The following is a 25794-nucleotide window of genomic DNA, read 5'->3' on the forward strand; positions in this document are numbered from 1 at the left end:
GTGCGCCACTTGACCGCAGGAGAGAGACGGAGTGGTCTATCCGCTTTACGGTGCTATGGTGTCCGGCAGGGAAACGGAACGACTTATCCGAATCGTGAATCGGATAGCCCTGTCCGATTCTGTTTCGATGATCCGGCCCCAGCCGCAGCGAAAGGACCCACCGTGACCAGGATGTCGTTCACCGACGCGATACGCACGTGTCTCACCGTCAAGTACGCCTCGTTCTCCGGTCGCGCCCGGCGCGCGGAGTACTGGTGGTTCTCGGTGCTGTACGTGATCGCCACCGTGGTGATCGCCGGGACCGGCCTGGCGATCGAGGCCCCCCTGCTGAACGTTCTGCTGCTTCCGTTCATCGTGCCCATGCTGACCGTCTCGGTCCGCCGGTTGCACGACACCGGCAAGTCCGGCCGACGGATGTTCATCGCCCTGATACCGGTCGTCGGCCCGGTGATTTACCTCGTGGGCATGGCACTCGACAGCACCCCGGGCGCCAACGAGTACGGCCCGTCTCCCAAGGCCGTCGCGCAGCCCGTCGGCTGAGCCGGTACTGATAGGCCCGGCCTGTACGGGGCGTCGATTTTTGGTCGTGGACCCCCCTTTCATGGTCCGGTTCACCTGGTAACCGGTGGATGCCCCGGCCTTCAGGCCGGGGAGGAATCCGGCTTCCCGCGTAGCGGGGCAGGGGTGGAGGAATCGCCGTCAGGGCGATTCCTCGTCCGTCTCAATGGCGCTGAGGGCGACCTCGATGAGGTGCAGGATCTCGGAGTTGATGGACCGCCGGTCCGCAGCGGCTTGTGCGGTCAGTCGGGCATGGAGGTCTTCGGGGATGCGCAACGCGAAACGAATCATGATGCTACGTTAGCCGCATGATGACATCACGTGAAGTGGGGGAGGCCGGGCGCGCCCGGTGGACCTACCGACTGCGCGTGTCGTCCACCGCCCGCACCGCCCTGGAAGCCGAGTGGGACCGGTGCCGGTGGGTGTGGAACGAGTGCGTCGCCAAGTCCAGGGCCGCGCACGCCTGGAACCGGTTCCGGCCCGAGGGTGAGGACAAGCGGACGTGCGGTCCGGCACAGCTCGACAAGATGCTGACCGAGGCCCGCGCCCGCACTCCGTGGCTGCGAGAGGGCTCGTCGGTTCCGCAGCAGCAGATCATCCGCGACTTCGGCACGTCCCGTGCGAAGGCGCAGAAGGACATTCGGGATCGTCTGCCCCAGCGGCAGCGGGCCGGGATGCCCAGGTGGAAGAAGAGGCGTGAGGCCGAGCCGAGCCTGAACTACACGAAGCGCGGCTTCCGGCTGAAGGACGGGCGTCTGCACCTGGCGGGCAACATCGTGCTGACGGTCGTGTGGTCCCGCGACCTGCCCGCCGATCCCTCCTCGGTGCGGGTGTACCGGGACAGTGTCGGTCACTGGTATGCCTCGTTCGTCGTCCTTGCCGAAATCCAGCCGTTGCCCGGGACGGGCGCGGTGATCGGTGTCGACTGGGGCGTGAAGGAGACCGCGACCACCACCTCCAACGCCCACGACCTCCCGCACGCCGAGCACGGCCGGAAAGCCCAGGCGAAACTGTCGCGGTACGACCGGATGATGGCCCGCCGCAAACCTGCCAAGGGACAGTCCGGCTCGAAGGGTCACCGCGAGGCCAAGAAGCTGCGCGCGAAGGCCTACGCGAAGATCGCCCGGCAACGGCAGGACGCCAGCCGCAAGTGGGCCAAACGCGTCGTGGCCGACCACGACGCGATCGCGGTGGAGGATTTCCGCCCGAAGTTCCTCGCCAAGTCCTCGATGGCCCGCAAGGCAGCTGACGCCGCCATCGGCGCCACCAAGAAGGCCCTGATCGCGATGGGCCACAAGCACGGGCGCGACGTGCGCCTCGTGCACCCCGCACACACCACCATGGACTGCGCGCGCTGCGGAGCGAGAGCCAAGCACGCACTGCCGCTGTCGGAACGCACCTACACCTGCACCGCATGCGGAGTCGTCTCGCCGAGAGACAAGAACTCCGCCCGCGTGATGCTCGTCCGGGCTGGTCTCAACCCGGCTGGTGTCGAGGGCGTAAGACCTCCAGGAGCGCTGCTCCAGGAGGCTGCCTGAGCCAGGAATCCCCCCGCTTCAGCTGGGGGAGGATTCAATGTGGCGAAAGTCCGCGCGCGGAGACCGATCGGGTTCGGTGTCGCGCGATCAAGGAGCCTGCAATGACGCGTACCGGGCAACGGAAGAGCCGAACAGGCCGCGCGTATCGCGGCGACGCCGTGGTACCGGCAGTTGTACGTCTCCTCAGGCCCGAGGACCTCTCCGTCGTCGTCGCCTCCAACCTCAACGCCGACATCCTCTCCGACCTCGGCAGCGCGCTCGCCGGCAGCCTGGGCCTGGCGGCCAGCGCCAACCTCAACCCCGAGCGCCGCTTCCCCAGCATGTTCGAGCCGGTCCACGGCTCGGCCCCGGACATCGCGGGGCAGGGCCTGGCCAACCCGATCGGCGCGGTCGGCAGCGCGGCGCTGATGCTGGAGCACTTCGGCCTGCCGGACCAGGCGGCCCGACTGAACAAGGCGAGCGAGGCCACGACCGCCGCGGGCGTTCTCACCCGCGACGTCGGTGGCACGGCCACGACGGAGGACGTGACCAAGGCCCTGATCGCCGCACTCGGCGTCTGACCGCCCGCGAGTGCCGCCGGGAGGGACGCCGGGGCGGAGATCAGTGGCTGGGGCTGCCCGAGCTGGCCAGGGCCGCGGAGAGTTCGATCGCGACCTGCTTCAGTACGGGCACGATCTTCTCCGTGGCCTCCTCGGTGACCCGGCCGGCCGGGCCCGAGATCGAGATCGCGGCGGCGGTGGGGGAGTCGGGGACGGAGACCGCGAGGCAGCGGACGCCGATCTCCTGCTCGTTGTCGTCGACCGCGTAACCGAGACGACGTACGTCCTCCAGGGCGGCCAGGAAGCCGTCCGGGGTCGTGAGGGTCTTCTCCGTCGCGGCCGGCATGCCCGTACGGGCGAGCAGGGAGCGCACCTCGTCCGGCGGAAAGCCGGCGAGGAGGGCCTTGCCGACGCCGGTGGAGTGCGGCAGGACGCGCCGGCCCACCTCGGTGAACATACGCATCGAGTGCTTCGACGGAACCTGCGCCACGTACACGATCTCGTCGCCGTCCAGGAGCGCCATGTTGGCCGTCTCCCCGGTCTCCTCGACCAGCCGGGCCAGATAGGGGCGGGCCCAGGTGCCGAGCAGCCGGGACGCGGACTCGCCGAGGCGGATCAGGCGCGGGCCCAGTGCGTACCGGCGGTTGGGCTGCTGACGTACGTAACCGCAGGACACGAGCGTGCGCATGAGCCGGTGGATGGTGGGCAGCGGCAGCCCGCTGCTCACGGAGAGTTCGCTGAGGCCGACTTCACCGCCCGCGTCCGCCATGCGCTCCAGCAGATCGAAGGCACGCTCCAGGGACTGGACACCACCGCCACCACCGGCGGCGGGTTTGGCGGCATCGGTGGAGCTGGCGCTGGGCGTCGGCACGGCGCGTTCCTTTCACGGCTGACAGGCGATGCTGCAGCCTACCGGGCGGTTGCTTGACGGCCTGCTGGTATGTGACTACGTTCTGATTTCTGGAACTCTAATTCCGTTCTGTGGAAACATCCAGGTTGTCGCACTCTTGACGGTATGGCGTGCGCGGGGAAGACTCCTTCAACAGAACGTTGAATTCCGTTACGTGGAGGTTAACGGCGGGATTCACGGCGACAGAGAGGGGTCGGGGTGTCCGACATCGAACTGGTGCTGCGCTCGACGCGCGTCATCACGCCCGAGGGGACGCGTGCGGCCACCGTCGCGGTCGCCGACGGCCGGATCGCGGCCGTACTCCCGTACGAGGCGGACGTACCGCCCGGCGCCCGGCTGGAGGACCTCGGCGACGACGTCCTGCTGCCCGGTCTGGTCGACACCCATGTGCACGTCAACGACCCCGGGCGCACGGAGTGGGAGGGCTTCTGGACCGCCACGCGCGCCGCGGCGGCCGGGGGCATCACCACCCTCGTCGACATGCCCCTCAACTCCCTCCCGCCGACGACCACGGTCGACCACCTCCGGACGAAGCGGGAAGTGGCTGCCTCCAAGGCGCACATCGACGTCGGTTTCTGGGGCGGCGCGCTGCCCGACAACGTCAAGGACCTGCGGCCCCTGCACGACGCCGGCGTCTTCGGTTTCAAGGCCTTCCTGTCGCCGTCCGGCGTGGACGAGTTCCCGCACCTCGACCAGGAGCAACTCGCCCGGTCGATGGGCGAGATCGCCGGCTTCGACGGCCTGCTCATCGTGCACGCCGAGGACCCCCACCACCTCGACACGGCCCCCCAGCAGGGCGGCCCCGAGTACGCCCACTTCCTCGCCTCGCGTCCGCGCGGTGCGGAGGACCGGGCGATCGCGAACCTGATCGAACAGGCGAAACGCCTCCACGCGCGCGTGCACGTCCTGCACCTGTCGTCGAGCGACGCGCTGCCGCTGATCGCCGAGGCGAAGGCGGCGGGCGTACGGATCACCGTGGAGACGTGCCCGCACTATCTGACCCTCACCGCCGAGGAGGTCCCGGACGGCGCGAGCGAGTTCAAGTGCTGCCCGCCCATCCGTGAGGCCGCCAACCAGGACCTCCTGTGGCAGGCGCTGGCCGACGGCACGATCGACTGTGTGGTCACCGACCACTCGCCGTCCACCGCCGACCTGAAGACCGGCGACTTCGCCACCGCGTGGGGCGGCATCTCGGGGCTGCAACTGAGCCTCGCCGCGGTGTGGACCGAGGCACGGCGCAGGGGCCACTCCCTGGAGGACGTCGTGCGCTGGATGTCCACCCGTACGGCGGCCCTGGTGGGCCTCGACGCGCGCAAGGGCGCCATCGAGGCGGGCCGGGACGCCGACTTCGCCGTCCTCGCGCCGGACGAGACGTTCACCGTCGACCCGGCCGCCCTCCAGCACCGCAACCGGGTGACCGCCTACGCGGGCCGGACCCTCAGCGGTGTCGTCAGGTCGACCTGGCTGCGCGGTGAACGCATCGTGGCTCAGGGTGAGTTCACCGACCCGAAGGGACAACTCCTCACCCGGACCCCCTGACCCGATCCCCCTCCCACGGCACCCATGGCACCCGCGACGGCCGACGCCGAAGTCCGAAAGGCAGAACTGATCACCGTGACCGCGATTCCGAGCTTCACCGGCGACGCGAACCCCTACGGAGGCGGCGACCCGTACGCGGACCACCGCACCGCGGACTTCCCCTTCACCCAGTACGCCAACCTCGCCGACCGCCGCCTCGGCGCGGGCGTGATCGCGGCCAATGACGAGTTCTTCGCCGACCGGGAGAACATGCTCGTGCCCGAGCCCGCCGAGTTCGTGCCCGAGCACTTCGGGCACAAGGGCAAGATCATGGACGGCTGGGAGACCCGGCGCCGGCGCGGCGCGTCCGCCGAGCACCCGTGGCCGACGGAGGAGGACCACGACTGGGCGCTGGTCCGGCTCGGCGCGCCGGGCGTCGTACGCGGCATCGTCGTCGACACCGCCCACTTCCGTGGCAACTACCCGCAGGCCGTGTCGGTGGAGGGCGTGTCGGTGCCCGGCTCCCCGTCCCCCGAGGAACTCCTGGCGGACGACGTGCAGTGGACGACACTCGTACCGCGCACCAAGGTGGGCGGGCACGCGGCCAACGGCTTCGAGGTGTCGCTCGAACAGCGCTTCACGCACCTGCGGATCAACCAGCACCCCGACGGCGGCATCGCCCGCCTGCGGGTGTACGGCGAGGTCGCCCCCGACCCCGCCTGGCTGGCGGTGCTCGGCACCTTCGACGTGGTCGCCCTGGAGAACGGCGGCCGGGCCGAGGACGCGTCCAACCTCTTCTACTCACCGGCGTCGAACACCATCCAGCCCGGGCGCTCCCGCAAGATGGACGACGGCTGGGAGACGCGCCGCCGCCGCGACCGGGGCAACGACTGGATCCGCTACCGGCTCGTGGCCCGCTCGGAGATCAGGGCCCTGGAGATCGACACGGCGTATCTGAAGGGCAACAGCGCGGGCTGGGCCTCGGTGTCGCTTCGGGACGGCGACGACGGCGACGACGGCGACTGGACGGAGATCCTGCCGCGCACCCGCCTCCAGCCCGACACCAACCACCGCTTCGTCCTGCCGGCCCCGGCGACGGGCACGCACGCGCGCGTGGACATCTTTCCGGACGGTGGAATCTCACGGCTGCGCCTGTTCGGCTCCCTGACCCAGGACGGGGCGGACGAACTGCGGGCCCGCCATCAGGAACTCGGGGGCTGAGCCGTCGTACCCGGCGGTCCTCGTACCCACCGCCGATGAGTTGCGGGCGCCGGAGGGGTCTGAGCTGATGAACAGACCCCTCCCAGAGAGCAGGCACCCGCCATGGGCACCCTCACCCTCACGTCCTTCGTCACCCTCGACGGCGTCTACCAGGCCCCCGGAGGCCCCAAGGAGGACCCGCGAGACGGCTTCGAACACGGCGGCTGGAGCGTCCCGTACGGGGACGAGGACTTCGGCCGGTTCATGGTCGAGGTCTTCGAACGCGTTGACGCGTTCCTCCTGGGCCGCCGCACGTACAACATCTTCGCCTCGTACTGGCCCAAGGTCACCGACCCCGCGGACCCGATCGCGTCCCGGCTGAACGCCCTGCCGAAGTACGTCGCCTCCGCCGGCCTCAAGGACCCCGAGTGGGCCAACACGACCGTGCTGAGCGGCGATCTCGGCAAGGAGGTGGCCGCCCTCAAGGAACGCACCGACCGCGAGGTCCAGGTGCACGGCAGCGGCGCCCTCGCGCAGTCCCTCCTCGCCCTCGACCTCGTCGACAAGATTCACCTGCTGACCTTCCCGGTCGTCCTCGGCTCCGGCCGCCGCCTCTTCGCGGAGGGCGCCGCCCCGACCGCCTTCCGGCGCACCGGGGGCCGTACGACGGAGGCGGGCGTCTCCATCCAGACGTACGAGTTCGCGGGCCGCCCGGAGTACGGCACGTACGAGCTCCCGGACAGCGCCTGACGCGGGGATGCCGCAGCGAGTGCGTCGGCGGCCTCGGCCAGGGGCAGTACCCGGTCGATGTGAGGACGGGCTGGGTCCACACCTGGTGCCCGCCGAGCCGGGTGACCTCGGGGTCGACGATCGAGGCGACCCGGGAGGGGTCCTTCAGCAGTTGCTGGACGACCAGCGCGCCTCGGGCCACCGCTGTCTGCACGGCGGGCGAACCATACCCGGGACGCGTTGGACGCGGCGATGACCACGGCCCGCGCCCACCGTGAAGCCCTGCGGTCGCAGCGGCCGACTGACCCGACCGACCGGGGCCCGATCGGATCGAAACCCTGGTCCCTCGGCACTGGGTGACATGGCATGTACATTTATTCACGCCGGGCGGGGTGTCGAGGCCCGGCCGCGAGCCGCCCCAAGCCTCGCCGGACGGAGAAGTGCACTCATGGACCAGGACGTGCGTCGGCGGCGGCAGGCGCTGTTCCTGCTCTTCCTGCTGGCGGGGATCGCGATGTCCTCCTGGGTGACGCGCACGCCCGCGATCCGGGACCGGCTGGACCTTTCCACCGCGCACATGGGGCTGGTGCTGTTCGGGCTGTCGTTCGGATCGATGGCGGGGATCTCCTGCTCGGGACGGCTGGTGTCCAGGTTCGGGACGCGGCCCGTCATCGTCTGGGGGACATGGCTGCTCATCGCGGGGATGGCCGCGATCTGCTGGGGGAGCGCCTTGGCGTCGGTGCCGGCGGTGACCGCCGGCCTGTGCGCCTTCGGCGCCGGGATGGGCGTCGGCGACGTGGCGATCAACGTCGACGGCACGGACGTCGAGCGGGTCGGCGGCAGGACCACCCTGCCCGCGCTGCACGGCTGCTTCAGCCTGGGCACGGTGCTGGGCGCCGGGGCGGGCATGGCGGCGACGGCGGCGGGCGTACCGGTGTACTGGCACCTCGCCGCGGTCGTCCTGCTCGCCACCGTCCTCCTCCTCTGCGCGGTGCGGGCCGTCCCGGAAGGCACCGGCCGTGCCGCGCCCGTCGAGGCGCACGAAGCGGGCGTCGGCAAGCAGCGCCCGGCGGTCTGGAAGGACGGGCGGCTGCTGCTCATCGGCGGGATCGTGCTGGCGATGGCGCTGGCCGAGGGGGCGGCCAACGACTGGCTGCCGCTGCTGATGGTCGACGGCCACGGCATGGACGCGACGGCAGGGTCCCTGGTGTACGCCGGTTTCGCCGCCGCGATGACGCTGGGCCGCTTCGCCGGCACGTTCTTCATCGACCGCCTCGGCCGCACCGCCGTCGTACGTGCCAGTGCCCTCTCCGGTGCGCTCGGCCTCCTCGCCGTCATCGTCTCCGACAACGCCGTTCTGGCCGGAACCGCCGTACTGCTGTGGGGACTTGGCGCCTCGCTCGGATTCCCTCTCGCGCTCTCGGCCGCCGGGGAGTCCGGCCCGGACCAGACGGCGCGGGTCAGCCTGGTCGCCGTCATCGGCTACGTCGCCTTCCTGGTCGGGCCACCCGGACTCGGCTTCCTCGGCGGCCAGGTCGGCCTGCGTCCCGCCATGCTCGTCGTCCTGGCCTGTGTCGTGTGCGCCGCCTTCCTGGCCCCGGCGGTGGAGACCCGGGCCCGCGCCGAGGGCCCGGCCGCGAGGTCCGTCACCGATGCCGGCGCACCAGCCACCGCTGACGAGGATCGGGCGGCTCCCGCACCTCGTACGTCCCGGGGCCAGTGAGGACCACAGCGCGCACGGCTCCGGCTCAGCGAGGTCCGAGGACGCGCTGGCGCTGAGTGCCGAGACCGTCGATCGCCAGCTCCATGACATCGCCGGGCCGCAGCCAGACGGGCGGGGTGAAGCCCATGCCGACACCGGGCGGGGTGCCGGTGTTGATGAGGTCACCGGGCTCCAGAACCAGGAACTGGCTCAGGTAGTGCACGATGAAGTACGGGTCGAAGATCATCGTTTTGGTGGTGCCGGTCTGGCGGCGCACGCCGTTGACGTCGAGCCGCATGCCGAGCGCGAGGACGTCGTCGATCTCGTCGGTGGTCGCGAGCCAGGGACCGGCGGGGTTGAAGGTCTCGGCGGACTTGCCCTTGGCCCACTGCCCGCCGCGCTCCAGCTGGAAAGCGCGCTCGCTGACGTCGTTGACGACGACGTACCCGGCGATGGCGTCGCGCGCCTCCGCCACCGAGTCCAGGTAGCTGGTGCGCCTGCCGATGACGATGCCGAGTTCCACCTCCCAGTCCGGCTTGGTGGATCCGCGCGGGATGCGCACGTCGTCGTACGGGCCGACGAGGGTGTTCGGCGACTTGGTGAACAGGATCGGCTCGTCGGGTACCGGCATGCCGGATTCCGCCGCGTGGTCCCGGTAGTTGAGGCCGATGCACAGGATCTGGTGCGGGCGGGCGATGGGCGCGCCGACGCGTTCTCCGGCGAAGCGGGACACCTGCCCCGCCGCCGCGCGCTCGGCCACGACGGGCCGCACGCGGTCGATGCCGCCGGACCCGAAGAACGCCTCGTCGAAGTCGGTGACGACGTCGGAGAGGTCGACGTACGTGTCCTCGTCGAGGCGGGCGATCGGCTTCTCGGCGCCGACGGCTCCGATGCGCATCAGATACATGGGATCAATCTCCAGGAGGTGAAGGGGAGTTCGGCAGGGCCTTCTTGTGGCCGAGGGGTTTCGGACCGTCCAACCTCTGCGTATCGTCCATGACATTCCAAAGATTAGACCAGCGTATCGATTATTGGAATGAGATGACATGGCGACCAAACCTGCCAGGACCGCGCTCGTCACCGGAGGAGCCAGTGGCCTGGGCGCCGCCGCGGCCGTACGGCTACGCGGTGACGGCATCGAGGTGACCACGCTCGACCTGGCCGGCGCGGACATCGCGGCGGACGTGACGGACGCGGCGGGGCTGAGCCGGCTGGCCGCCGAGATCGGGCCCGTGGACATCCTGGTGAACTCGGCCGGCATCGTCGGACCGAACGCGCCGCTGCTCGACACCACGCCCGAGCAGTGGCGGCACGTTCTCGACGTCAATGTCCTGGGGACCGTCAACACCATGCGGGCGTTCGTGCCCGGAATGCGCGAGAGCGGCTGGGGCCGGGTCGTCAACTTCGCCAGCATGGCGGGCAAGGACGGCAACCCCGGCCTGTCGGTCTACTCCGCTTCCAAGGCGGCCGTGATCGCCCTGACGAAATCCGCGGGCAAGGAACTCGCCACCAGCGGTGTGCTCGTGAACGTCATCACGCCCGCCGTCATCGCGACCCCCATGAACGGCTCCACCGCCCCCGAGGTCCTCGACCACATCACCGGGCTCATCCCGATGAAGCGCATCGGGCGCCCGGAGGAAGTGGCCGAACTCGTGGCCTTCCTCGCGTCGGACCGCGTCAGCTTCTCCACGGGCGCGGTCTACGACATCAGCGGCGGAAGGGCCACCTACTGACGGCGGCGAACAGCGCGAACGACAGCACGAGCAGGGTCACGCTCGCGTAGACCTCGTAACCGTCGAGAAAACCGAGCTTGTGTACGAGGCCCCAGTGCAGGCCGGTGAATTCCTGCAGCAGGCCCGCGACGCCCTGCACCAGAGCCAGGAAAGCGATGATCTCCAGTAGCTGCTTCATACCGGGATCCTCGCCCGGCGCACCCTCCGCTTCCATACGCCGCAGGGCGAGTTCCGCTCTCCCGAAGTCGCCGGTCTGCGCCGAAACCGCGCCGAAAGTCTGCGGCGGCCCGACTTTGGTCGACGATCATGAAGCGGGGCGGGCGGCGCGGGCCGTCCCCGCGTAGATTCGTCGACCGTGAGTGGTGACAGGCCGACATCCGTTTCCGAGACCCCGACGGCATTCCCGGGGCGGCGCTGGCTCTTCCCCTCGGCCCTGCTCGAAGAACTCGGTCCGCGCCCCGGAAGCGACGCCGCCGCGGACCCCGGTTCCGGCGCCGAGCGGAGGCGGGCCGGACGCTTCGGCATGGCCGCACGGCCCCGGCGTACCGCGCGGGACTGGGTCGTCGACTTCACCTGCTTCCTGCTGGCCGTTCTCGTCGGTGTGCTGGGCGCGCACGCCCTGGCCGGCGACCCGAACACCCCCCACGCCGTCGCGCTCGTCGACCAGTGGTTCGGCGCCCTCGCCTGCGCCGCCGTATGGCTGCGGCGCCGCTGGCCGCTCGGGCTCGCCGTCGCGATGCTCGCGGTCAGCCTCGTGTCGAGCACCGCGGGCGGCGCCGGCCTGGTCTCCCTGTTCTCCCTCGCCGTGCATCGGCCCTTCCGGTACGCCGGCCTCGTCGGCGGTGCCTCCGCCTTGGTGGTCCCGTTCTACTACTGGGCGCGACCCGACCCGGACCTGCCGTACATCGTCTCGGTCGTCCTCAGCATCCTGCTGACCACGACCGCGGTCGGCTGGGGCATGTTCGTGCGGGCCAAGCGGCAGCTCACCCTGAGCCTGCGGGACCGGCTGCGGCGGACCGAGACGGAGGCCGCGCTGCGGGCCGAGCAGGCGCAGCGGCTCGCCCGCGAGGCCATCGCGCGCGAGATGCACGACGTGCTCGCCCACCGGCTCACCCTGCTGAGCGTCCACGCGGGCGCCCTGGAGTTCCGGCCCGACGCACCCCGCGAGGAGGTCGCACGGGCCGCCGGTGTCATCCGGGAGAGCGCCCACGAGGCCCTCCAGGACCTGCGGGAGATCATCGGTGTCCTGAGGGCAGGCGACGCGGAGGAGGCCGGGCGCCCGCAGCCGACGCTCGCCGCTCTCGACCCGCTCGTGGCCGAGTCCCGCGCGGCCGGTATGAAGATCGTGCTGGACAGCCGGGTGACGGCACCGGCCGCCGTCCCCGCCTCCGTCGGCCGCACCGCCTACCGGATCGTCCAGGAGGCCCTCACGAACGCCCGCAAGCACGCCCCCGGGGCCGAGGTCACCGTCTGCCTCACGGGCGCCCCGGGCGACGGCCTGACCGTCTCCGTGCAGAATCCCGCACCCCCGGGGGAGGTCCCGCCCGTCCCCGGCTCAGGACAGGGACTCATCGGCCTGACCGAGCGCGCGGCCCTCGCGGGCGGCCGACTGGAGCACGGCGAGGGAGCGGACGGGGGGTTCGCGGTACGCGCGTGGCTGCCGTGGGGCCCCTGATGCGGACCTCAGCCCGTCGCCGTACGCGGTACCACCCGTAGTCCCGCCTCCCCGTACACCCAGGCCGAGGTCTCCTCGATGTACTCGGTCGGGAAGCCGGGCCTGAACCCGGTGGTCTCGTCCAGCTTCGCCACCAGGCCTGCGGGCAGCGCCAGTTCGGCCGCGCCGAGGTTCTCGGTGAGCTGCTCGACCCGGCGTGCGCCGACGATCGGGTGCACGGCGGGGGAGTGCGCCATGGTCCACGCGATGGCCACCTGCGCCGGGGAGGCGCCGAGTTCGTCCGCCACCGTCTGCACCGCCCGCGCCACCGTGTGCTCGCGCTCCCCGATCGCGTCCACGGACAGCCGTACCGACTCGTCGGGGGCGATGCCACGCGCGCGCGTGTACTTGCCGGACAGGATGCCGTTGTGCAGCGGACTCCAGGCCGCCACCGACATCCCGAACATCTCCGCCATGGGCAGCAGTTCACGCTCGATGTCCCGGTTCAGCAGGCTGTAGGGCACCTGCAGCGCCGCGAACTGCGACCAACCCCGCCACTCCGCCAGGGTGTTGGCCCGGGACACCACCCAGGCCGGCGCGTCCGCGATACCGACGTACAGCACCTTCCCCGAGCGCACGGCGTCGTCCAGGGCGCGCATCGTCTCCTCGACGGGCGTGGCGCGGTCCCAGATGTGCACCCAGTACACGTCGACGTAGTCCGTGCCGAGCCGGCGCAGGCTCGTCTCCAGGGACAGCGCGAGGTTCTTGCGGTGGTTGCCCGCGCCGTTGGGATCGGAGCCGTCGCGCGAGATCGTGTACTTCGTCGACAGTACGAGACGGTCGCGCCGCCCTCTGAGGAGTTCGCCCAGGATCGTCTCGCTCGCACCACCGCGGTAGTTGATCGCGGTGTCGACGACGTTGCCGCCGGCGTCCTCGTACGCGTCCAGGATGCGCGCGCACTCCTCCTTGGGCGCTCCCACCCCGCCCTGCTCACCGAAGGTCATGGCTCCCAGGAAGAGCTCGGAGACACGCAGGCCGGTTCGGCCCAGCAGCCGGTAACGCACGAAAGGCCCCTCACTACACGGGAGTTCAGGTCGGCAATCTAGCCGTGCGGCGCACCGAAACGTCCGGGCGCCGCACAACCGTGATGCCGCCCGCCGTGATTACGTAGGGCCATGACCGTGATCAGACTGCTCCTCGTCGACGACGACCCCCTGGTACGGGCAGGCCTGTCCTTCATGATGGGCGGCGCCGACGACATCGAGATCGTCGGAGAGGCCGCCGACGGCGGCGAGGTCGAGGAGCTCGTCCGCCGCACCGACCCGGACGTGGTGCTCATGGACATCCGGATGCCGACGGTGGACGGCCTCGCCGCCACCGAACGCCTGCGGGCCGTCGAGGACGCCCCGCAGGTCGTGGTTCTGACCACCTTCCACGCCGACGACCAGGTACTGCGTGCCCTGCGCGCGGGCGCCGCCGGTTTCGTCCTCAAGGACACCCCGCCCGCCGAGATCCTGGCCGCGGTACGCCGGGTCGCGGCCGGGGACCCCGTCCTCTCGCCCGCCGTGACCCGCCAGTTGATGGCCCACGCGGCGGGCGGCACGGCCGACACCCGGCGGGCCGGCGCCCGGGAGCGGATCGACGCGCTGAACGACCGGGAACGCGAGGTCGCGGTCGCCGTGGGCCGGGGCCGGTCGAACGCCGAGATCGCCGCGGCCCTCTACATGAGCGTGCCGACCGTCAAGACGCACGTCTCCCGCATCCTCGCCAAGCTGGACCTCAACAACCGCGTACAGATCGCCCTGTTGACGTACGACGCCGGCCTCCTGGACGAGGACGGTCAGTACGGCCCCTGAAGCGGCGCAGCGGCGGCCGCCCGGCGCGGTCGCGGCCGTCCTCCCCGCTTCTCACTCCCAGCCGCCCGGAATCTCCGCGAGGTGTACGGGTCTGCGCTCCCGTCTGGACAGTTCGCAGGCCTCGGCGACGCGCAGGGCCTGCAGTGCCTCGCGGCCGTCGCACGGGTTGGCGCGTTCGCCGCGCACCACCTCGACGAAGGCCGACAGTTCCGCCTCGTAGGCGGGGCCGAAGCGCTCCAGGAAGCCCGTCCACGGCTTGCTCGCGGCCGGCGGTCCGGCCGGTTCGGTGGACGCGATCGGCGTACGGTCGTCCAGGCCGACGCCGACCTGGTCCAGCTCGCCGGCCAGCTCCATGCGGACGTCGTAGCCGGCGCCGTTCATGCGCGTCGCCGTCGCCGTGGCGAGCGTGCCGTCGTCCAGGGTGAGTACCGCGGCGGCCGTACCGATGTCGCCCGCCTCGCGGAACATCGGGGGCCCGGCGTCCGACCCCGTCGCGTACACCTCGACGATCTCGTGGCCCGTCACCCAGCGCAGGATGTCGAAGTCCTGGATCAGGGTGTCCCGGTACAGGCCGCCGGACAGCGGCAGATAGTCGGGCGGGGGCGGCGTCTGGTCCGAGGTCATCATGCGGACGGTGTGCAGACGGCCGAGCTTCCCGGAGCGCACGACCTCGCGGGCGCCGGTGTAGCCGGTGTCGAAACGGCGCTGGAAGCCCATCTGGAGGATGGTTCCGGCCGCCTCCACCTCCCCGATCGCGGCCAGGGTGGCGGGCAGATCGAGCGCTATGGGCTTCTCGCAGAACACCGGGAGACCCGAGCGTGCTGCCCGACCGATCAGTTCGGCGTGTGCCGAGGTCGCCGCCGTGATCACCACGGCGTCCACGCCCCAGGTGAAGATCTCGTCGACACCCGGTGCGGCCGTGGCTCCTAAGCGGTGCGCGAGATCCTGCGCTCGCCCGCTGTCCGCGTCCGTGACGATGAGGGAGCCCCCGACCTCACGATGGCGGCTGAGGGTGTTCGCGTGGAATGTGCCGATTCGGCCCGTCCCGATGACTCCGATGCGCATGAGAACCAAACTGGGGTCCGAGCAGGCGCGCTGTCAATGCGTATGTCCGGACAATCGAACTACACGACTTCCCGTCAACAAGCACCGGAGCTACGCTCGGCCCGTGCCGAAACCAGATGTGGACCCGACAGTGCCGCTGGAACTCCGCGTGGACCGGAGCAGTCCGGTGCCGCTCTACTTCCAGCTGTCCCAGCAGCTCGAAGCCGCGATCGAGCACGGAGCACTCACTCCCGGCAGTCTGCTGGGCAACGAGATAGAGCTGGCCGGACGGCTCGGCCTGTCCCGTCCCACCGTGCGCCAGGCCATCCAGTCCCTGGTGGACAAGGGCCTGCTCGTACGCCGCCGGGGTGTCGGCACGCAGGTCGTGCACAGCCAGGTCAAACGTCCGCTGGAACTGAGCAGCCTGTACGACGACCTGGAGGCGGCGGGCCAGCGCCCCGCGACCAGGGTCCTCGTCAACACCGTCGTACAGGCCTCCGCCGAGGTCGCCGCCGCGCTCAACGTGGCCGAGGACAGCGACGTACACCGCGTCGAACGGCTGCGCATGGCACACGGTGAGCCGATGGCGTACCTCTGCAACTACCTGCCGCCCGGACTGTTCGACCTGGACACCGCGCAACTGGAGGCCACCGGCCTGTACCGCCTGATGCGCACCGCGGGCATCACCCTGCACAGCGCCCGCCAGTCGATCGGCGCCCGCGGCGCCACCGCCGAGGAGGCGGAACGCCTCACGGAACAGGAGGGCGCACCCCTCCTCACCATGCAACGCACCACCTTCGACGACACAGGCAGAACAGTGGAGTTCGGCACCCACACCTACCGCCCCACGCGCTATTCATTCGAATTCCAGCTCTTGGTGCGCCCCTAGGGAGGGGGCGCAGCCCCCTCCCTAGGGGCGCGGGGAACTGCGCGAGCAACCACAACCCACCCGCACCCGGCGAACAACGCACATCCCCCATTGCTCCCCCGCAACGCACCCCCCTTGCCGGTGAGGCACAATCACTCCCGATGAGCAGCTACCGCGACCTCGCACTCCCCAGAGCACTGGCCGGCTCCGCCAGAGAGGCCAGCGCCCCCATCGGCTCCCGCAGAGCCCCCGCCCTGCGCACCGTCGGCACGCGTGAGCGCCGTTCCCACCTCACGGCCCCGCGCGTGCCCACCGTCGGCATCGACATCGGCGGCACGAAGGTGATGGCCGGAGTCGTCGACGCCGACGGCAACATCCTGGAGAAGCTCCGCACCGAGACCCCGGACAAGTCCAAGAGTCCCAAGGTCGTCGAGGACACCATCACCGAGCTGGTCCTCGACCTCTCCGACCGGCACGACGTGCACGCCGTCGGCATCGGCGCGGCCGGCTGGGTCGACGCCGAACGCAGTCGCGTCCTGTTCGCCCCCCACCTGTCCTGGCGCAACGAACCCCTGCGCGACCGCCTCGCGGGCCGCCTCGCCGTCCCCGTCCTGGTCGACAACGACGCCAACACCGCCGCCTGGGCTGAGTGGCGCTTCGGCGCCGGACGCGGCGAGGACCACCTGGTCATGATCACGCTCGGCACCGGTATCGGCGGCGCGATCCTCGAGGACGGCCAGGTCAAGCGCGGCAAGTTCGGTGTCGCCGGCGAGTTCGGCCATATGCAGGTGGTGCCGAGCGGCCACCGCTGCCCGTGCGGCAACCGAGGCTGCTGGGAGCAGTACAGCTCCGGCAACGCGCTGGTCAGGGAGGCGCGCGAACTCGCGGCCGCCGACTCCCCGGTGGCGTACGGGATCATCGAGCACGTCAAGGGCAACATCGCCGACATCACCGGCCCGATGATCACCGAGCTGGCCCGCGAGGGCGACGCCATGTGCATCGAGCTGCTCCAGGACATCGGCCAGTGGCTCGGCGTCGGCATCGCCAACCTGGCCGCCGCCCTCGACCCCTCCTGCTTCGTCATCGGCGGCGGTGTCTCCGCCGCCGACGACCTGCTCATCGGCCCCGCCCGGGACGCCTTCCGCCGGCATCTCACCGGCCGCGGCTACCGGCCGGAGGCCCGCATCGCACGCGCCCAGCTCGGTCCGGAGGCCGGCATGGTGGGCGCCGCCGACCTCGCCCGCCTGGTCGCCCGCCGCTTCCGGCGCGCCAACCGGCGCCGGGTCGAGCGGTACGAGCGCTTCGAGAAGTTCGTCGAGACCACCCGCCGCGCCACCCAGGGGCCGCAGTGACCGCCTCCCTGCCCCACCAGGCCATGGCCTCGGACGAGCAGCCCGGGCCGCCCGAGGACCGCGGTCACATGATCCGCCGCCGCGCCCTGACCCTGCTGATCATCGTGCTGCTCATCGGCGTCCCGGCCGGCTATCTGGTGATCTCCGCCAACCAGAGCCGGGACAGCGGCTTGGACAAGGAACGGAAGTGGGCGGCGCGCGGCCTCACCAAGGCATGGCCGTCCAAGGTCCAGCGCCACATCTACGAGGTGCCTGTCCCGCGCGTGGCCGACGGCCCGGGAATCCTGTCGACGAAGGTCGCGTACTACGAGACGAACAACTGGCGCACCAGCCGCCTGTACGTCCAGTTCATGACCACGAACGCGGGGCTCGACTACTTCTTCGAGGCCATGGGCGTCCCCCGCACGAGCCTGAAGAAGAACACGTTCCCCATCAGTGCCCGCGACCAGAAGATCGTCGGCTGGGAGTTCAAGAAACCGGGCTCGTGGTGGGGTCTGGCCCACCCGCAGAAGAACCCGGCACCCACGCAGCACATCGTCGTGAAGTGGGCGCGCGCCAACCACTACATGGTGTACGTCGTCTCGCGAACCACCCCCTGACCGGCCGTGCGACGGGTTCCGACCCGTTTCCGGGACCGATTGTCAGACCCCGCCCGTACAGTCGAAGACGTCCGACTCGACGGACACGACACGAGGGCGGGAGGTGACGTACGGATGAGCGACGCGACGTCGGCGACAGCGACGGCGGACGTGTCCGTGCGCCTCGCGGCCGTCTTCCTCCCCGCCCCCCTCCCGCGCGAGGGCCGCATCGCCTTCTGGGACCCGGCCGGGGACACCGGCCTCCCCGACGAGGACAACGGTTCCACGGCCCTGCGTACGGAACTCACGGTCGTACGACCGCACGGCGCCGGCGTCCGCCGCCGCACCGCCCCCGCGCTGAAGCTGCCCGTCGACGCGGCGCTGCCGCTGCTCGTGCGGGCCCGCCGCGACCCCGCCGCGCATCCCGCCACGGCCTGCTGGGGCGCCGCCGCGCTGCACGCCCTCCGCCTCACCGCCCGCGGCCGACTGCTCCCCGGGCTGACCCCCGCAGGCCACGACTCCTGGCGCGCGGGCCCGCTGGACCCCGACGACATCGCCCACCTCAGGGCCATCGCCGCGGCCCTGCCCCACGAGGGACACGCGGTGCCCCTGCCCGGCTCCGGACCCCTGCTGCTGCCCGAGCCGGAGGCACTGCTGCGCGCCTTCCTGGACGCCGTCGCGGACACCCTGCCGCGCACTCCGGCGGCGCCCTACGCGTCGGGGCTGCCCTTCGCCGCGCGCCCGGCCCAGCGGCTGCCGGAGGCCCAGGACTGGGCGGCCGAGGTCGCCGCGGGCATGGACGCGGGCGTGCGGATCTCGCTCCGCCTCGACCTGTCGGCGTACGAGCTGTTCGACGACCCCGACCGGGTGCGCACCGCCGGTGCGGCGGTCGTCCAGGTGCACAGCCTCGCCGACCCCACCCTCGTGACCGACGCGGCGACCCTGTGGGCGGGCACCGCGGACGCGGCCTTCGGGGCACGCGCCCGCGTGGACGCCGCCCTGGCGGTACGCCGCGCGGCCCGCGTCTGGCCCCCGCTCGACCGCCTCACCGAGCAGGACGCACCCGACGTCCTGGCCCTGACCGAGGACGAGCTGTACGACCTGCTCGGGGTGGCCGCGACCAGGCTCGCCGCGGCCGGAGTCGCCGTTCACTGGCCACGGGACCTCGCCCAGGACCTCACCGCCCAGGCCGTCGTCCGTCCGGCGCCCGGCTCGGCGAAGGACGGCACCGGGTTCTTCGAGAGCGAGGAACTCCTCCAGTTCCGCTGGCAGTTGGCGCTCGGCGGCGATCCGCTCACCGAGGCCGAGATGGACGTACTGGCGGAGGCCCACCGTCCCGTCGTACGCCTCAAGGACCAGTGGGTGCTCGTCGACCCCGCGCTCGTGCGCAAGGCCCGCAAGCGCGAACTGGGCCTGCTGGACCCGGTCGACGCGCTCTCCGCGGCACTCACCGGCCGCGTGGAGGTCGACGGGGAGAGCGTCGAGGCGGTCCCCGTCGGCGCGCTGGCCGCCCTGCGCGACCGGCTGACGGCGGGCATCACCCCCGTGGAGCCGCCCCCGGATCTGCGGGCCCGGCTGCGTGACTACCAACTCCGGGGACTGGCCTGGCTCGACCTCATGACCTCCCTCGGCCTCGGCGGCTGCCTCGCCGACGACATGGGGCTCGGCAAGACGATCACCGTCATCGCCCTGCATCTGCGGCGGGCCCGCGACGAACCGACCCTGGTGGTCTGCCCGGCCTCCCTGATGGGCAACTGGCAGCGCGAGATCACGAAGTTCGCGCCCGGCGTCCCCGTCCGCCGCTACCACGGCCCCGACCGCACCCTCGAGGACATGACGGGCGGCTTCGTCCTCACGACGTACGGCACCATGCGGTCGGCGGCACCCAGGCTGGCCGAGCAGCGGTGGGGAATGGTCGTCGCCGACGAGGCGCAGCACGTCAAGAACCCGTACTCGGCGACGGCGAAAGCCCTGCGCACGATCCCCACCCCCGCGCGCGTGGCGCTCACCGGCACCCCCGTGGAGAACAACCTCTCCGAACTGTGGGCCCTGCTCGACTGGACGACGCCCGGCCTCCTGGGCCCCCTGAAGTCGTTCCGCGCCCGGCACGCGCGCGCGGTGGAGACCGGTGAGGACGAGGAAGCGGTGGCCCGACTCGCCCGTCTGGTCCGCCCGTTCCTGCTGCGCCGCAAGAAGTCCGACCCCGGCATCGTGCCGGAACTGCCGCCGAAGACGGAGACGGACCACCCGGTCCCCCTGACCCGCGAACAGGCCGCGCTGTACGAGGCGGTGGTGCGTGAGTCACTCCTCGCCATCGAGACGGCGGACGGCATGGCCCGCCGGGGTCTGGTGCTGAAGCTGCTGACCTCCCTCAAGCAGATCTGCGACCATCCCGCCCTGTATTTGAAGGAGGACGCCCCGGGACCGGCCGCGGGCGACCGACTGGCCGCCCGCTCCGGCAAACTCGCCCTGCTGGACGAGCTGTTGGACACCCTGCTCGCCGAGGACGGCTCGGCCCTGGTGTTCACCCAGTACGTGGGGATGGCCCGGCTGATCACGGCCCACCTCGCGGCCCGCGCGGTCCCGGTGGAACTGCTCCACGGCGGCACCCCGGTCCTGGAACGGGAACGCATGGTGGACCGCTTCCAGAGCGGAGCGACCCCGATCCTGGTCCTCTCCCTCAAGGCCGCCGGCACCGGCCTGAACCTCACGCGCGCGGGCCATGTCGTCCACTTCGACCGCTGGTGGAACCCGGCGGTCGAGGAACAGGCCACGGACCGCGCCTACCGCATCGGCCAGACCCAGCCGGTACAGGTGCACCGCCTGATCACCGAGGGCACGGTCGAGGACCGCATCGCGGAGATGCTGGAGTCCAAGCGGGCCTTGGCCGACGCGATCCTGACGTCGGGCGAGTCGTCGTTCACGGAACTGACCGACCGGGCACTGTCCGACCTGGTCTCGCTGCGGGGGACGGTGTGATGACGTCGGAGGAGCGCCGGGACGGCCAGGAGGGCGGCGGAGAAGGTCGCGACGCGGTGGGGGAGGAGTCGTCGGCGAGCGGGCACCCTCTGCCCGACGGCCCCGAGCAGGACCGGCCCGCCGATGCCGCGCGCAGGGCGTTGCGCGCGGCCCGCGAGCGCGCGGGCCACGAGGCGACCGGGACGAGGGGCACGGCCGAGACCGCCGGGCGCGAGGCCCGGCCGGGGGACGCCGCCCGTGCGGCCCTGCGCCGCGCGACACCGCCGGCCGTGAGCCGGGCCGACGAGACACGGGCGGCGGACGACACCGACCCGACGGTCCGCGATGCCCCGGCGGGGCGTCCCGGCACCGGGGACCGCGCGGGCGGGCGTCCCGGGGACGTCGCCCGAGAGGCGCTGCGCGCCGCGCGCGGGGAGGCCCTACGGGCCCGCCTCGACGCGGAGAGGGCGGCAGCCGAGGCCGCCGCCCGGCGTCCCGCTCCGCCCGCGCGGAGTCCTGGCGACCTGCCGCACGATGTACGGGAACTGCTCGCCGGTACCTTCCAGCCGCCGACCGACAAGTCCCCGGCGGCTCCGGCGGTCCCGACGGCTGCGCCGAGGGGGCCGAGCACTCCGGACGACGAGCCGCACATGGACACGTCGTCGCCGATGACCGTCGGCGAGGTCCTGCGTGCCGTCGCTCCACCCGCTGTGCGGCACGCCATCGCGGGCGTCGAGGCGGCGGGAACACCATCGGGTGCGGCGCCGGACGTCCCGAACGCCCCGAGGGCCTTGGGCGCCCGGCACGTTCCCGGCGCTCCGGGAACGCCGACAACCCTGGGCACCTCAGCCACCACCAGCACCCCACCAGCCACCCCCACCCCTCAAAACACCTCCTCCATGGCTGCCCCCGGCCGGGACGGTGAGCTGCGTCGTACCTTCCCCGCCCTGCCCGCTTCGGGGAGCAGCGGGGGATTCGCGGAGAGCTGGTGGGGAAACGCCTGGGTGGCCGCCCTCGAGGAGGGGGCGTTGGACGCCGCCCGGCTGATGCGGGGGCGCGGATACGCCGCGAAGGGGCATGTCGACGCCATCACCGTGACGCCCGGACTCGTGCTCGCCTATGTACAGGGCACCCGGCCGCGCCCGTACCGCGTCCAGGTGCGGCTGCGCACCCTCGGCGACCAGGAGTGGGAGCGGTTCCTGGACGCCGCCGTGGCACGGCCCGGACACATCGCCGCGCTGCTCGACAAGGAGATGCCCCAGTCCCTCGCCGAGTGCGGAGTTCCACTGCTGCCCGCCCCGGGCGACCTCGACCCCCGATGCAGCTGCCCCGACTCCGGGCACCCCTGCAAGCACGCCGCCGCCCTCTGCTATCAGACCGCCCGCCTTCTCGACGCCGACCCCTTCGTCCTGCTCCTGCTGCGAGGCCGGGGCGAACGGCAGGTGCTCGACGAGTTGTCCCGGCGCAACGCCGCGCACGCCGCCCGTGCCGCTCAGGAGCAGCGGCCGGCCTCGTTCCCCGGGGTCCGGGCCTCCGAGGCGCTCGCCCCGCGCACCCTGCCGCCGCTCCCCGCCCCGCTGCCGCCCCGCCCGCACCCGGAGCCGCCTCCGGCCTACCCCGCATCCCCGGGCGGCCCCGACCCCTTCGCGCTGGACCAGTTGGCGACGGACGCCGCCGCCCGCGCCCACACCCTGCTCACCGCCGGCCGCGACCCGGTCGGCGAGCTGACCCTGTGGCAGGACGCCGTACGGCTCGCCGCGGCCCGCCCCGGTTCCGGCCTCACCGCCGGCACCCGTGCCCTGTACTCCTCGCTCGCCCGAGCAGCCGGCCGTACCCCGGCCGAACTGGCGCGCGCGGTGGCCGCCTGGCGGCAGGGCGGGCTCGACGGCCTCGCGGTCCTCGAAGAGGCCTGGGATCCACCGGCCGGACGGTTCGACCGTGCCCGCCCCCTCCTCCGAGCCGCCGACCTCCCCGCCTTCAGGCCCTGGCGCAACCACCTCACCCACCCACGCGGCCACATACAGCTGCGCCTGGGCCGCGACGGTTACTGGTACGCGTACGAGTCCGAACCGGGCCACGACGACTGGTGGCCGCGCGGCACCCCCGACCTGGACCCGGTCGGCGCCCTCACGGGCCTCGGCAACCCGACGGAGGACTGAGCCGGGGACGTACTGCGGGCGCTAGGGGAATCGGTACGGGAAACCGGTGCAGGAAACGTTTACCGCATTCGGGGCCTCCGCTGCTCTCCCGGGGACTCCGCAAGGTGCCCGACATGAAGTAACGTCGGGCTGTGACGGAGAACGGGAACAGCGGACGGTCGGCCACCCGGGCGGGCCGTCCTGGCAAGCGGAAGCGGACCGGCGCCCAGCAGGCGGGCAAGGAGCGCCCCAGCACGATCCGGGACGTCGCCCAACAGGCGGGTGTCTCGGTAGCAACCGTTTCCCGTACCCTCGCCGGAAACTACCCGGTCTCCGAGGAGGCCAGGGCCCGGGTCATGGCCGCCGTCGAGACACTGCACTACGTGGTGAACGTGCACGCCAAGGCACTGTCCGGGCGGGTGGCCGGCCCGGTCGCCCTGGTCATCAAGGACATCACCGGCCCCTCCCTCGCCCATGTCGCCGCCGGGGTGGAGCAGGAGGCCGCCGACCGGGGCAGGCTCAGCCTGGTGTGCGCCACGCACGACGACGCGACCCGCGAGGACGCCCTGGTCCAGCTCATGCGGGAGCAGCACGCGGCGGCCGTTCTCCTCGTGGGCGGCGTGGTGCCGGACGCGGCGTACGAGGGGCGGATGGTCGGCTACGCGCGGGCGCTGGACGCCGCCGGGTCGCGCCTGGTGCTGGTCGGCCGTCCGGCTCCGGCACCGGGCCTGCCGGTGACGGTCGTCGACTACGACAACCGCGGCGGCGCCTTCCAGGCCGCCTCGCATCTGCTGGCGTCCGGGCACCGCCGGGTGCTCTTCCTCGGCGGAGAGGCCGGGCTGAGCAGCGGGGACGAGCGACGCGCCGGCTACCGGGACGCGCTGCGCGCGCACGGCGCCGACCATGTCGAGGAACTCGACACCACGGGGACGTACACCCGCGCCTCGGGCTATGTCCGTACCCGGGACGCGCTGCGCGCCGGGCTCGAGTTCACGGGAGTGTTCGCCTCCTCCGACATGGTCGCGCTGGGGGCACTCGCCGCGCTGCGCGAGGCCGGGCTCGGAGTGCCGGACGACGTGTCCGTGGTCGGCTTCGACGACGTGCCCTTCGCCACCGACCTGACCCCGGCCCTCACCACCGTCAGGGTGCCCTACGAGGAGCTCGGCCGTACCGCCGTACGCCTGGCCCTGGAGCGCGAGGAGTCCCTCGGCGGCGACGACCACGTGGTGCTGGGCACGCAGTTGGTCATCCGGCAGTCGGTGCGCCGACTGTGACGTCCCGGCTGTTCTGGCCCGGCGGTGGCTTTCGGCAGCAGGCCCCCGGTCCCCGGTACTGAACGGCTTCCGGGTCCGGCCCGTAGAGAGGGAGCGGGTTCCACTCATCGGCCGTGGCGGTGGTGCGTATGCGGGGGCAGGGGAAGAGACCCGCGCGCCGCATGGCAGCATCGTCCGACGTGAGTGCTTCCCCGGCGGTACGGAGCCTGCGCGCGGCGGTGTTCGCCGTGCTGTGCGTGCTGCTCGCCACAGGGGGACACGCGCTGGCCGTGGGAGCGGCGCCGCCGGTGTGGGCGCAGACCGTCGGGGGTCTTCCGGTCTTCGCGGTCGGCTGGCTGCTCGGTGGACGGGAGCGGTCCCTGACCGGGATCGGCGGCGCGACGCTGGCCTCCCAAGGCGGGCTGCACCTGACCTTCGACGCCGCCCGGCCGCATATCGCGATGGTCATGCACGGCATGCGGATGTCCAACGCCCACTCCCACGCGCTGACCCCGCACGCCACCGCCGCGCACATCGGGGCGGCCCTGCTGCTGACCTGGTGGCTGCGGTGCGGTGAGGCCGCGTTGTGGTCGCTGCTGCGCCGGGCGGTCGCGTTCCTGCCGGGGCTCGCCGCCTGGTGGCAGCTGGTGCGGGGATTCCGGGGCGCTTCGAGGGCGCCGGGTATCGCCCGTTCCGCCGCCGAGGGGGCCTGGCAGCCGCGACAGGTGGAGCTGCGGTACGCCGTGCACCGGCGCGGGCCGCCGGCGGGGATGTCGTACGCGATCTGAGACCCGACATCCCTTCTCTCCAGTACGGAGATCCACTCAGCCATGTCCACGACTCGTACCACCACCCTGCGCCGGGCCGGCGTCGTCGCCGCCCTCGCCACCGCCGGAGTTTTCGCCGGCGCCGGTGTCGCCTCCGCGCATGTCACCGTCCACCCCGAGAGCTACGCCAAGGGCGCCACGGACGGCGTCCTGACCTTCCGGGTCCCCAACGAGGAGGACACCGCGAGCACCACGAAGGTCCAGGTCTTTCTGCCGACCGACCATCCGGTACTCGGCGTGCTCGTCTCGCCGAGGGACGGCTGGACGGCCAAGGTCACCAACACAAAGCTGAAGACGCCGGTCAAGACCGACGACGGCACCATCACCGACGCCGTCTCCGAGATCACCTGGACCGGTGGGAAGATCGGTGCCGGGCAGTTCGAGGACTTCGACGTGGCGTTCGGGCAACTCCCGGACAACGCCGACCAGTTGACCTTCAAGACCCTGCAGACCTACTCCGACGGCAAGACCGTCCGCTGGATCGAGGAGGCACAGCCCGGCGCGGACGAGCCGGAGAACCCGGCGCCGGTGCTGAAGCTCACCGCGAAGGGTGCGGACGGCTCGGCGAGTTCGGACGGGTCGGGGAGCGCGACGAAGGTCAGCGCCTCCGGCGCCGCCGCCTCGGCCACCGCGTCCAGCAGTGACTCGACCGCCCGTGGGCTCGGCATCGCCGGGCTGGTCGTGGGTGTGCTCGGGCTGGCGGCGGCGGCCTTCGCCGTGACCAGGACGCGCTCCGCCGGATCCCGGGCGGAGTAGGCCGGACAGTGGTCCTGCCGTCGGAACCTCCGGAATCCCCGGCAACCCGACGGCAGGACCGGTCGCTTCCCCGCAGTCGGGTT

Annotated in this window: 23 protein-coding genes and 1 pseudogene; 18 read left to right on the forward strand and 6 right to left on the reverse strand. The window is 71.9% G+C overall.

Annotated elements, in window-relative coordinates:
• Positions 1 to 171 precede the first annotated feature (171 nt).
• Positions 172 to 540: a DUF805 domain-containing protein gene (locus tag PV396_RS37765; protein WP_319212675.1), complete on the forward strand. Its 369-nt coding sequence runs from the start codon at positions 172 to 174 to the stop codon at positions 538 to 540.
• 159 nt (positions 541 to 699) lie between these two features.
• Here the strand turns inward: PV396_RS37765 and PV396_RS37770 are convergent, their stop codons facing one another.
• On the reverse strand, positions 700 to 849 hold the full coding sequence (locus tag PV396_RS37770; protein WP_319212590.1) for an Arc family DNA-binding protein: 150 nt from the start codon (positions 847 to 849) through the stop codon (positions 700 to 702).
• Positions 850 to 869: 20 nt separating this feature from the next.
• On the opposite strand from PV396_RS37770, the gene PV396_RS37775 reads away from it, so the two are divergent.
• Complete coding sequence (locus tag PV396_RS37775; RefSeq protein ID WP_416071550.1) at positions 870 to 2096, forward strand: RNA-guided endonuclease InsQ/TnpB family protein; 1227 nt, start codon at positions 870 to 872, stop codon at positions 2094 to 2096.
• A gap of 179 nt (positions 2097 to 2275) precedes the next feature.
• Positions 2276 to 2656, forward strand: a pseudogene (locus PV396_RS37780) (isocitrate/isopropylmalate family dehydrogenase); the annotation flags it as partial.
• Positions 2657 to 2696: 40 nt separating this feature from the next.
• Here PV396_RS37780 and PV396_RS37785 read toward each other — a convergent pair.
• Positions 2697 to 3506 carry an IclR family transcriptional regulator gene (locus PV396_RS37785; protein WP_319212593.1) on the reverse strand — a complete coding sequence of 270 codons (810 nt, stop codon included), beginning with the start codon at positions 3504 to 3506 and terminating at the stop codon, positions 2697 to 2699.
• 237 nt (positions 3507 to 3743) lie between these two features.
• On the opposite strand from PV396_RS37785, the gene allB reads away from it, so the two are divergent.
• The 4 genes from allB to PV396_RS37805 all read left to right on the forward strand — a co-directional run bounded on the left by allB (position 3744) and on the right by PV396_RS37805 (position 8715).
• Positions 3744 to 5084, forward strand: coding sequence for an allantoinase AllB (gene allB, locus PV396_RS37790; protein WP_319212595.1), 1341 nt, complete (start codon positions 3744 to 3746; stop codon positions 5082 to 5084).
• A gap of 75 nt (positions 5085 to 5159) precedes the next feature.
• Entirely contained in the window at positions 5160 to 6284 is a 1125-nt protein-coding gene (alc, locus tag PV396_RS37795; protein WP_319212676.1) for an allantoicase, read from the forward strand.
• A gap of 102 nt (positions 6285 to 6386) precedes the next feature.
• Positions 6387 to 7013: a dihydrofolate reductase family protein gene (locus tag PV396_RS37800; RefSeq protein WP_319212597.1), complete on the forward strand. Its 627-nt coding sequence runs from the start codon at positions 6387 to 6389 to the stop codon at positions 7011 to 7013.
• A gap of 427 nt (positions 7014 to 7440) precedes the next feature.
• Positions 7441 to 8715 carry an MFS transporter gene (locus tag PV396_RS37805; RefSeq protein WP_319212599.1) on the forward strand — a complete coding sequence of 425 codons (1275 nt, stop codon included), beginning with the start codon at positions 7441 to 7443 and terminating at the stop codon, positions 8713 to 8715.
• Between the two features lie 25 nt (positions 8716 to 8740).
• On the opposite strand, the gene PV396_RS37810 is transcribed toward PV396_RS37805, so the two are convergent.
• Complete coding sequence (locus PV396_RS37810; protein WP_319212601.1) at positions 8741 to 9601, reverse strand: fumarylacetoacetate hydrolase family protein; 861 nt, start codon at positions 9599 to 9601, stop codon at positions 8741 to 8743.
• Between the two features lie 139 nt (positions 9602 to 9740).
• Here PV396_RS37810 and PV396_RS37815 point away from each other — a divergent pair, with 139 nt between their 5' ends.
• Positions 9741 to 10427 carry an SDR family NAD(P)-dependent oxidoreductase gene (locus tag PV396_RS37815; protein WP_319212603.1) on the forward strand — a complete coding sequence of 229 codons (687 nt, stop codon included), beginning with the start codon at positions 9741 to 9743 and terminating at the stop codon, positions 10425 to 10427.
• Here the strand turns inward: PV396_RS37815 and PV396_RS37820 are convergent.
• Entirely contained in the window at positions 10402 to 10605 is a 204-nt protein-coding gene (locus PV396_RS37820) for a hypothetical protein (RefSeq protein ID WP_319212604.1), read from the reverse strand. The genes PV396_RS37815 and PV396_RS37820 overlap by 26 nt on opposite strands.
• Positions 10606 to 10782: 177 nt before the next feature.
• Between PV396_RS37820 and PV396_RS37825 the strand changes: the two genes are divergently transcribed.
• Positions 10783 to 12102 carry a sensor histidine kinase gene (locus tag PV396_RS37825; RefSeq protein WP_319212606.1) on the forward strand — a complete coding sequence of 440 codons (1320 nt, stop codon included), beginning with the start codon at positions 10783 to 10785 and terminating at the stop codon, positions 12100 to 12102.
• A gap of 8 nt (positions 12103 to 12110) precedes the next feature.
• On the opposite strand, the gene PV396_RS37830 is transcribed toward PV396_RS37825, so the two are convergent.
• A complete protein-coding gene (locus tag PV396_RS37830) occupies positions 12111 to 13145 on the reverse strand; it encodes an aldo/keto reductase (RefSeq protein ID WP_319212609.1) in 1035 nt (344 codons plus the stop codon).
• Positions 13146 to 13256: 111 nt separating this feature from the next.
• Between PV396_RS37830 and PV396_RS37835 the strand changes: the two genes are divergently transcribed.
• Positions 13257 to 13937 carry a response regulator transcription factor gene (locus tag PV396_RS37835; protein WP_319212611.1) on the forward strand — a complete coding sequence of 227 codons (681 nt, stop codon included), beginning with the start codon at positions 13257 to 13259 and terminating at the stop codon, positions 13935 to 13937.
• A 51-nt stretch (positions 13938 to 13988) separates the two neighbouring features.
• Here PV396_RS37835 and PV396_RS37840 read toward each other — a convergent pair whose 3' ends face one another.
• Entirely contained in the window at positions 13989 to 15002 is a 1014-nt protein-coding gene (locus PV396_RS37840) for a Gfo/Idh/MocA family oxidoreductase (RefSeq protein ID WP_319212613.1), read from the reverse strand.
• 130 nt (positions 15003 to 15132) lie between these two features.
• Here PV396_RS37840 and PV396_RS37845 point away from each other — a divergent pair, with 130 nt between their 5' ends.
• The 8 genes from PV396_RS37845 (at position 15133) to PV396_RS37880 (ending at position 25711) form a co-directional block, all read left to right on the forward strand.
• Positions 15133 to 15870 carry a GntR family transcriptional regulator gene (locus PV396_RS37845; protein WP_319212677.1) on the forward strand — a complete coding sequence of 246 codons (738 nt, stop codon included), beginning with the start codon at positions 15133 to 15135 and terminating at the stop codon, positions 15868 to 15870.
• A 140-nt stretch (positions 15871 to 16010) separates the two neighbouring features.
• Entirely contained in the window at positions 16011 to 17201 is a 1191-nt protein-coding gene (locus PV396_RS37850; RefSeq protein ID WP_319212615.1) for an ROK family glucokinase, read from the forward strand.
• Positions 17198 to 17800, forward strand: coding sequence for a sugar kinase (locus PV396_RS37855; RefSeq protein WP_319212617.1), 603 nt, complete (start codon positions 17198 to 17200; stop codon positions 17798 to 17800). Before PV396_RS37850 ends, PV396_RS37855 begins: the two co-directional genes overlap by 4 nt.
• Positions 17801 to 17914: 114 nt before the next feature.
• Positions 17915 to 20758, forward strand: a complete 2844-nt coding sequence (locus PV396_RS37860) for a DEAD/DEAH box helicase (RefSeq protein ID WP_319212619.1) — start codon at positions 17915 to 17917, stop codon at positions 20756 to 20758.
• Complete coding sequence (locus tag PV396_RS37865; protein WP_319212621.1) at positions 20758 to 22896, forward strand: SWIM zinc finger family protein; 2139 nt, start codon at positions 20758 to 20760, stop codon at positions 22894 to 22896. Before PV396_RS37860 ends, PV396_RS37865 begins: the two co-directional genes overlap by 1 nt.
• A 131-nt stretch (positions 22897 to 23027) precedes the next feature.
• Complete coding sequence (locus tag PV396_RS37870) at positions 23028 to 24149, forward strand: LacI family DNA-binding transcriptional regulator (RefSeq protein ID WP_319212622.1); 1122 nt, start codon at positions 23028 to 23030, stop codon at positions 24147 to 24149.
• A gap of 179 nt (positions 24150 to 24328) precedes the next feature.
• On the forward strand, positions 24329 to 24916 hold the full coding sequence (locus PV396_RS37875; protein WP_319212624.1) for a hypothetical protein: 588 nt from the start codon (positions 24329 to 24331) through the stop codon (positions 24914 to 24916).
• Positions 24917 to 24958: 42 nt separating this feature from the next.
• On the forward strand, positions 24959 to 25711 hold the full coding sequence (locus tag PV396_RS37880; protein ID WP_319212626.1) for a YcnI family protein: 753 nt from the start codon (positions 24959 to 24961) through the stop codon (positions 25709 to 25711).
• Positions 25712 to 25794 lie beyond the last annotated feature (83 nt).

The sequence above is a fragment of the Streptomyces sp. ME02-8801-2C genome, assembly GCF_033793965.1.
In the GTDB taxonomy this organism is placed as follows: domain Bacteria; phylum Actinomycetota; class Actinomycetes; order Streptomycetales; family Streptomycetaceae; genus Streptomyces.

What these genes read in the sequence shown, in the direction of transcription:
- PV396_RS37775 (WP_416071550.1), top strand. Translation starts at nt 870, where the DNA reads ATGACATCACGTGAAGTGGGGGAGGCCGGGCGCGCCCGGTGGACCTAC.
- PV396_RS37820 (WP_319212604.1), bottom strand. Translation starts at nt 10,605, where the DNA reads ATGAAGCAGCTACTGGAGATCATCGCTTTCCTGGCTCTGGTGCAGGGC.
- PV396_RS37850 (WP_319212615.1), top strand. Translation starts at nt 16,011, where the DNA reads ATGAGCAGCTACCGCGACCTCGCACTCCCCAGAGCACTGGCCGGCTCC.
- PV396_RS37835 (WP_319212611.1), top strand. Translation starts at nt 13,257, where the DNA reads ATGACCGTGATCAGACTGCTCCTCGTCGACGACGACCCCCTGGTACGG.
- PV396_RS37840 (WP_319212613.1), bottom strand. Translation starts at nt 15,002, where the DNA reads ATGCGCATCGGAGTCATCGGGACGGGCCGAATCGGCACATTCCACGCG.
- PV396_RS37765 (WP_319212675.1), top strand. Translation starts at nt 172, where the DNA reads ATGTCGTTCACCGACGCGATACGCACGTGTCTCACCGTCAAGTACGCC.
- PV396_RS37815 (WP_319212603.1), top strand. Translation starts at nt 9,741, where the DNA reads ATGGCGACCAAACCTGCCAGGACCGCGCTCGTCACCGGAGGAGCCAGT.
- PV396_RS37810 (WP_319212601.1), bottom strand. Translation starts at nt 9,601, where the DNA reads ATGTATCTGATGCGCATCGGAGCCGTCGGCGCCGAGAAGCCGATCGCC.
- PV396_RS37865 (WP_319212621.1), top strand. Translation starts at nt 20,758, where the DNA reads ATGACGTCGGAGGAGCGCCGGGACGGCCAGGAGGGCGGCGGAGAAGGT.
- PV396_RS37860 (WP_319212619.1), top strand. Translation starts at nt 17,915, where the DNA reads ATGAGCGACGCGACGTCGGCGACAGCGACGGCGGACGTGTCCGTGCGC.
- PV396_RS37770 (WP_319212590.1), bottom strand. Translation starts at nt 849, where the DNA reads ATGATTCGTTTCGCGTTGCGCATCCCCGAAGACCTCCATGCCCGACTG.
- PV396_RS37800 (WP_319212597.1), top strand. Translation starts at nt 6,387, where the DNA reads ATGGGCACCCTCACCCTCACGTCCTTCGTCACCCTCGACGGCGTCTAC.
- PV396_RS37880 (WP_319212626.1), top strand. Translation starts at nt 24,959, where the DNA reads ATGTCCACGACTCGTACCACCACCCTGCGCCGGGCCGGCGTCGTCGCC.
- PV396_RS37805 (WP_319212599.1), top strand. Translation starts at nt 7,441, where the DNA reads ATGGACCAGGACGTGCGTCGGCGGCGGCAGGCGCTGTTCCTGCTCTTC.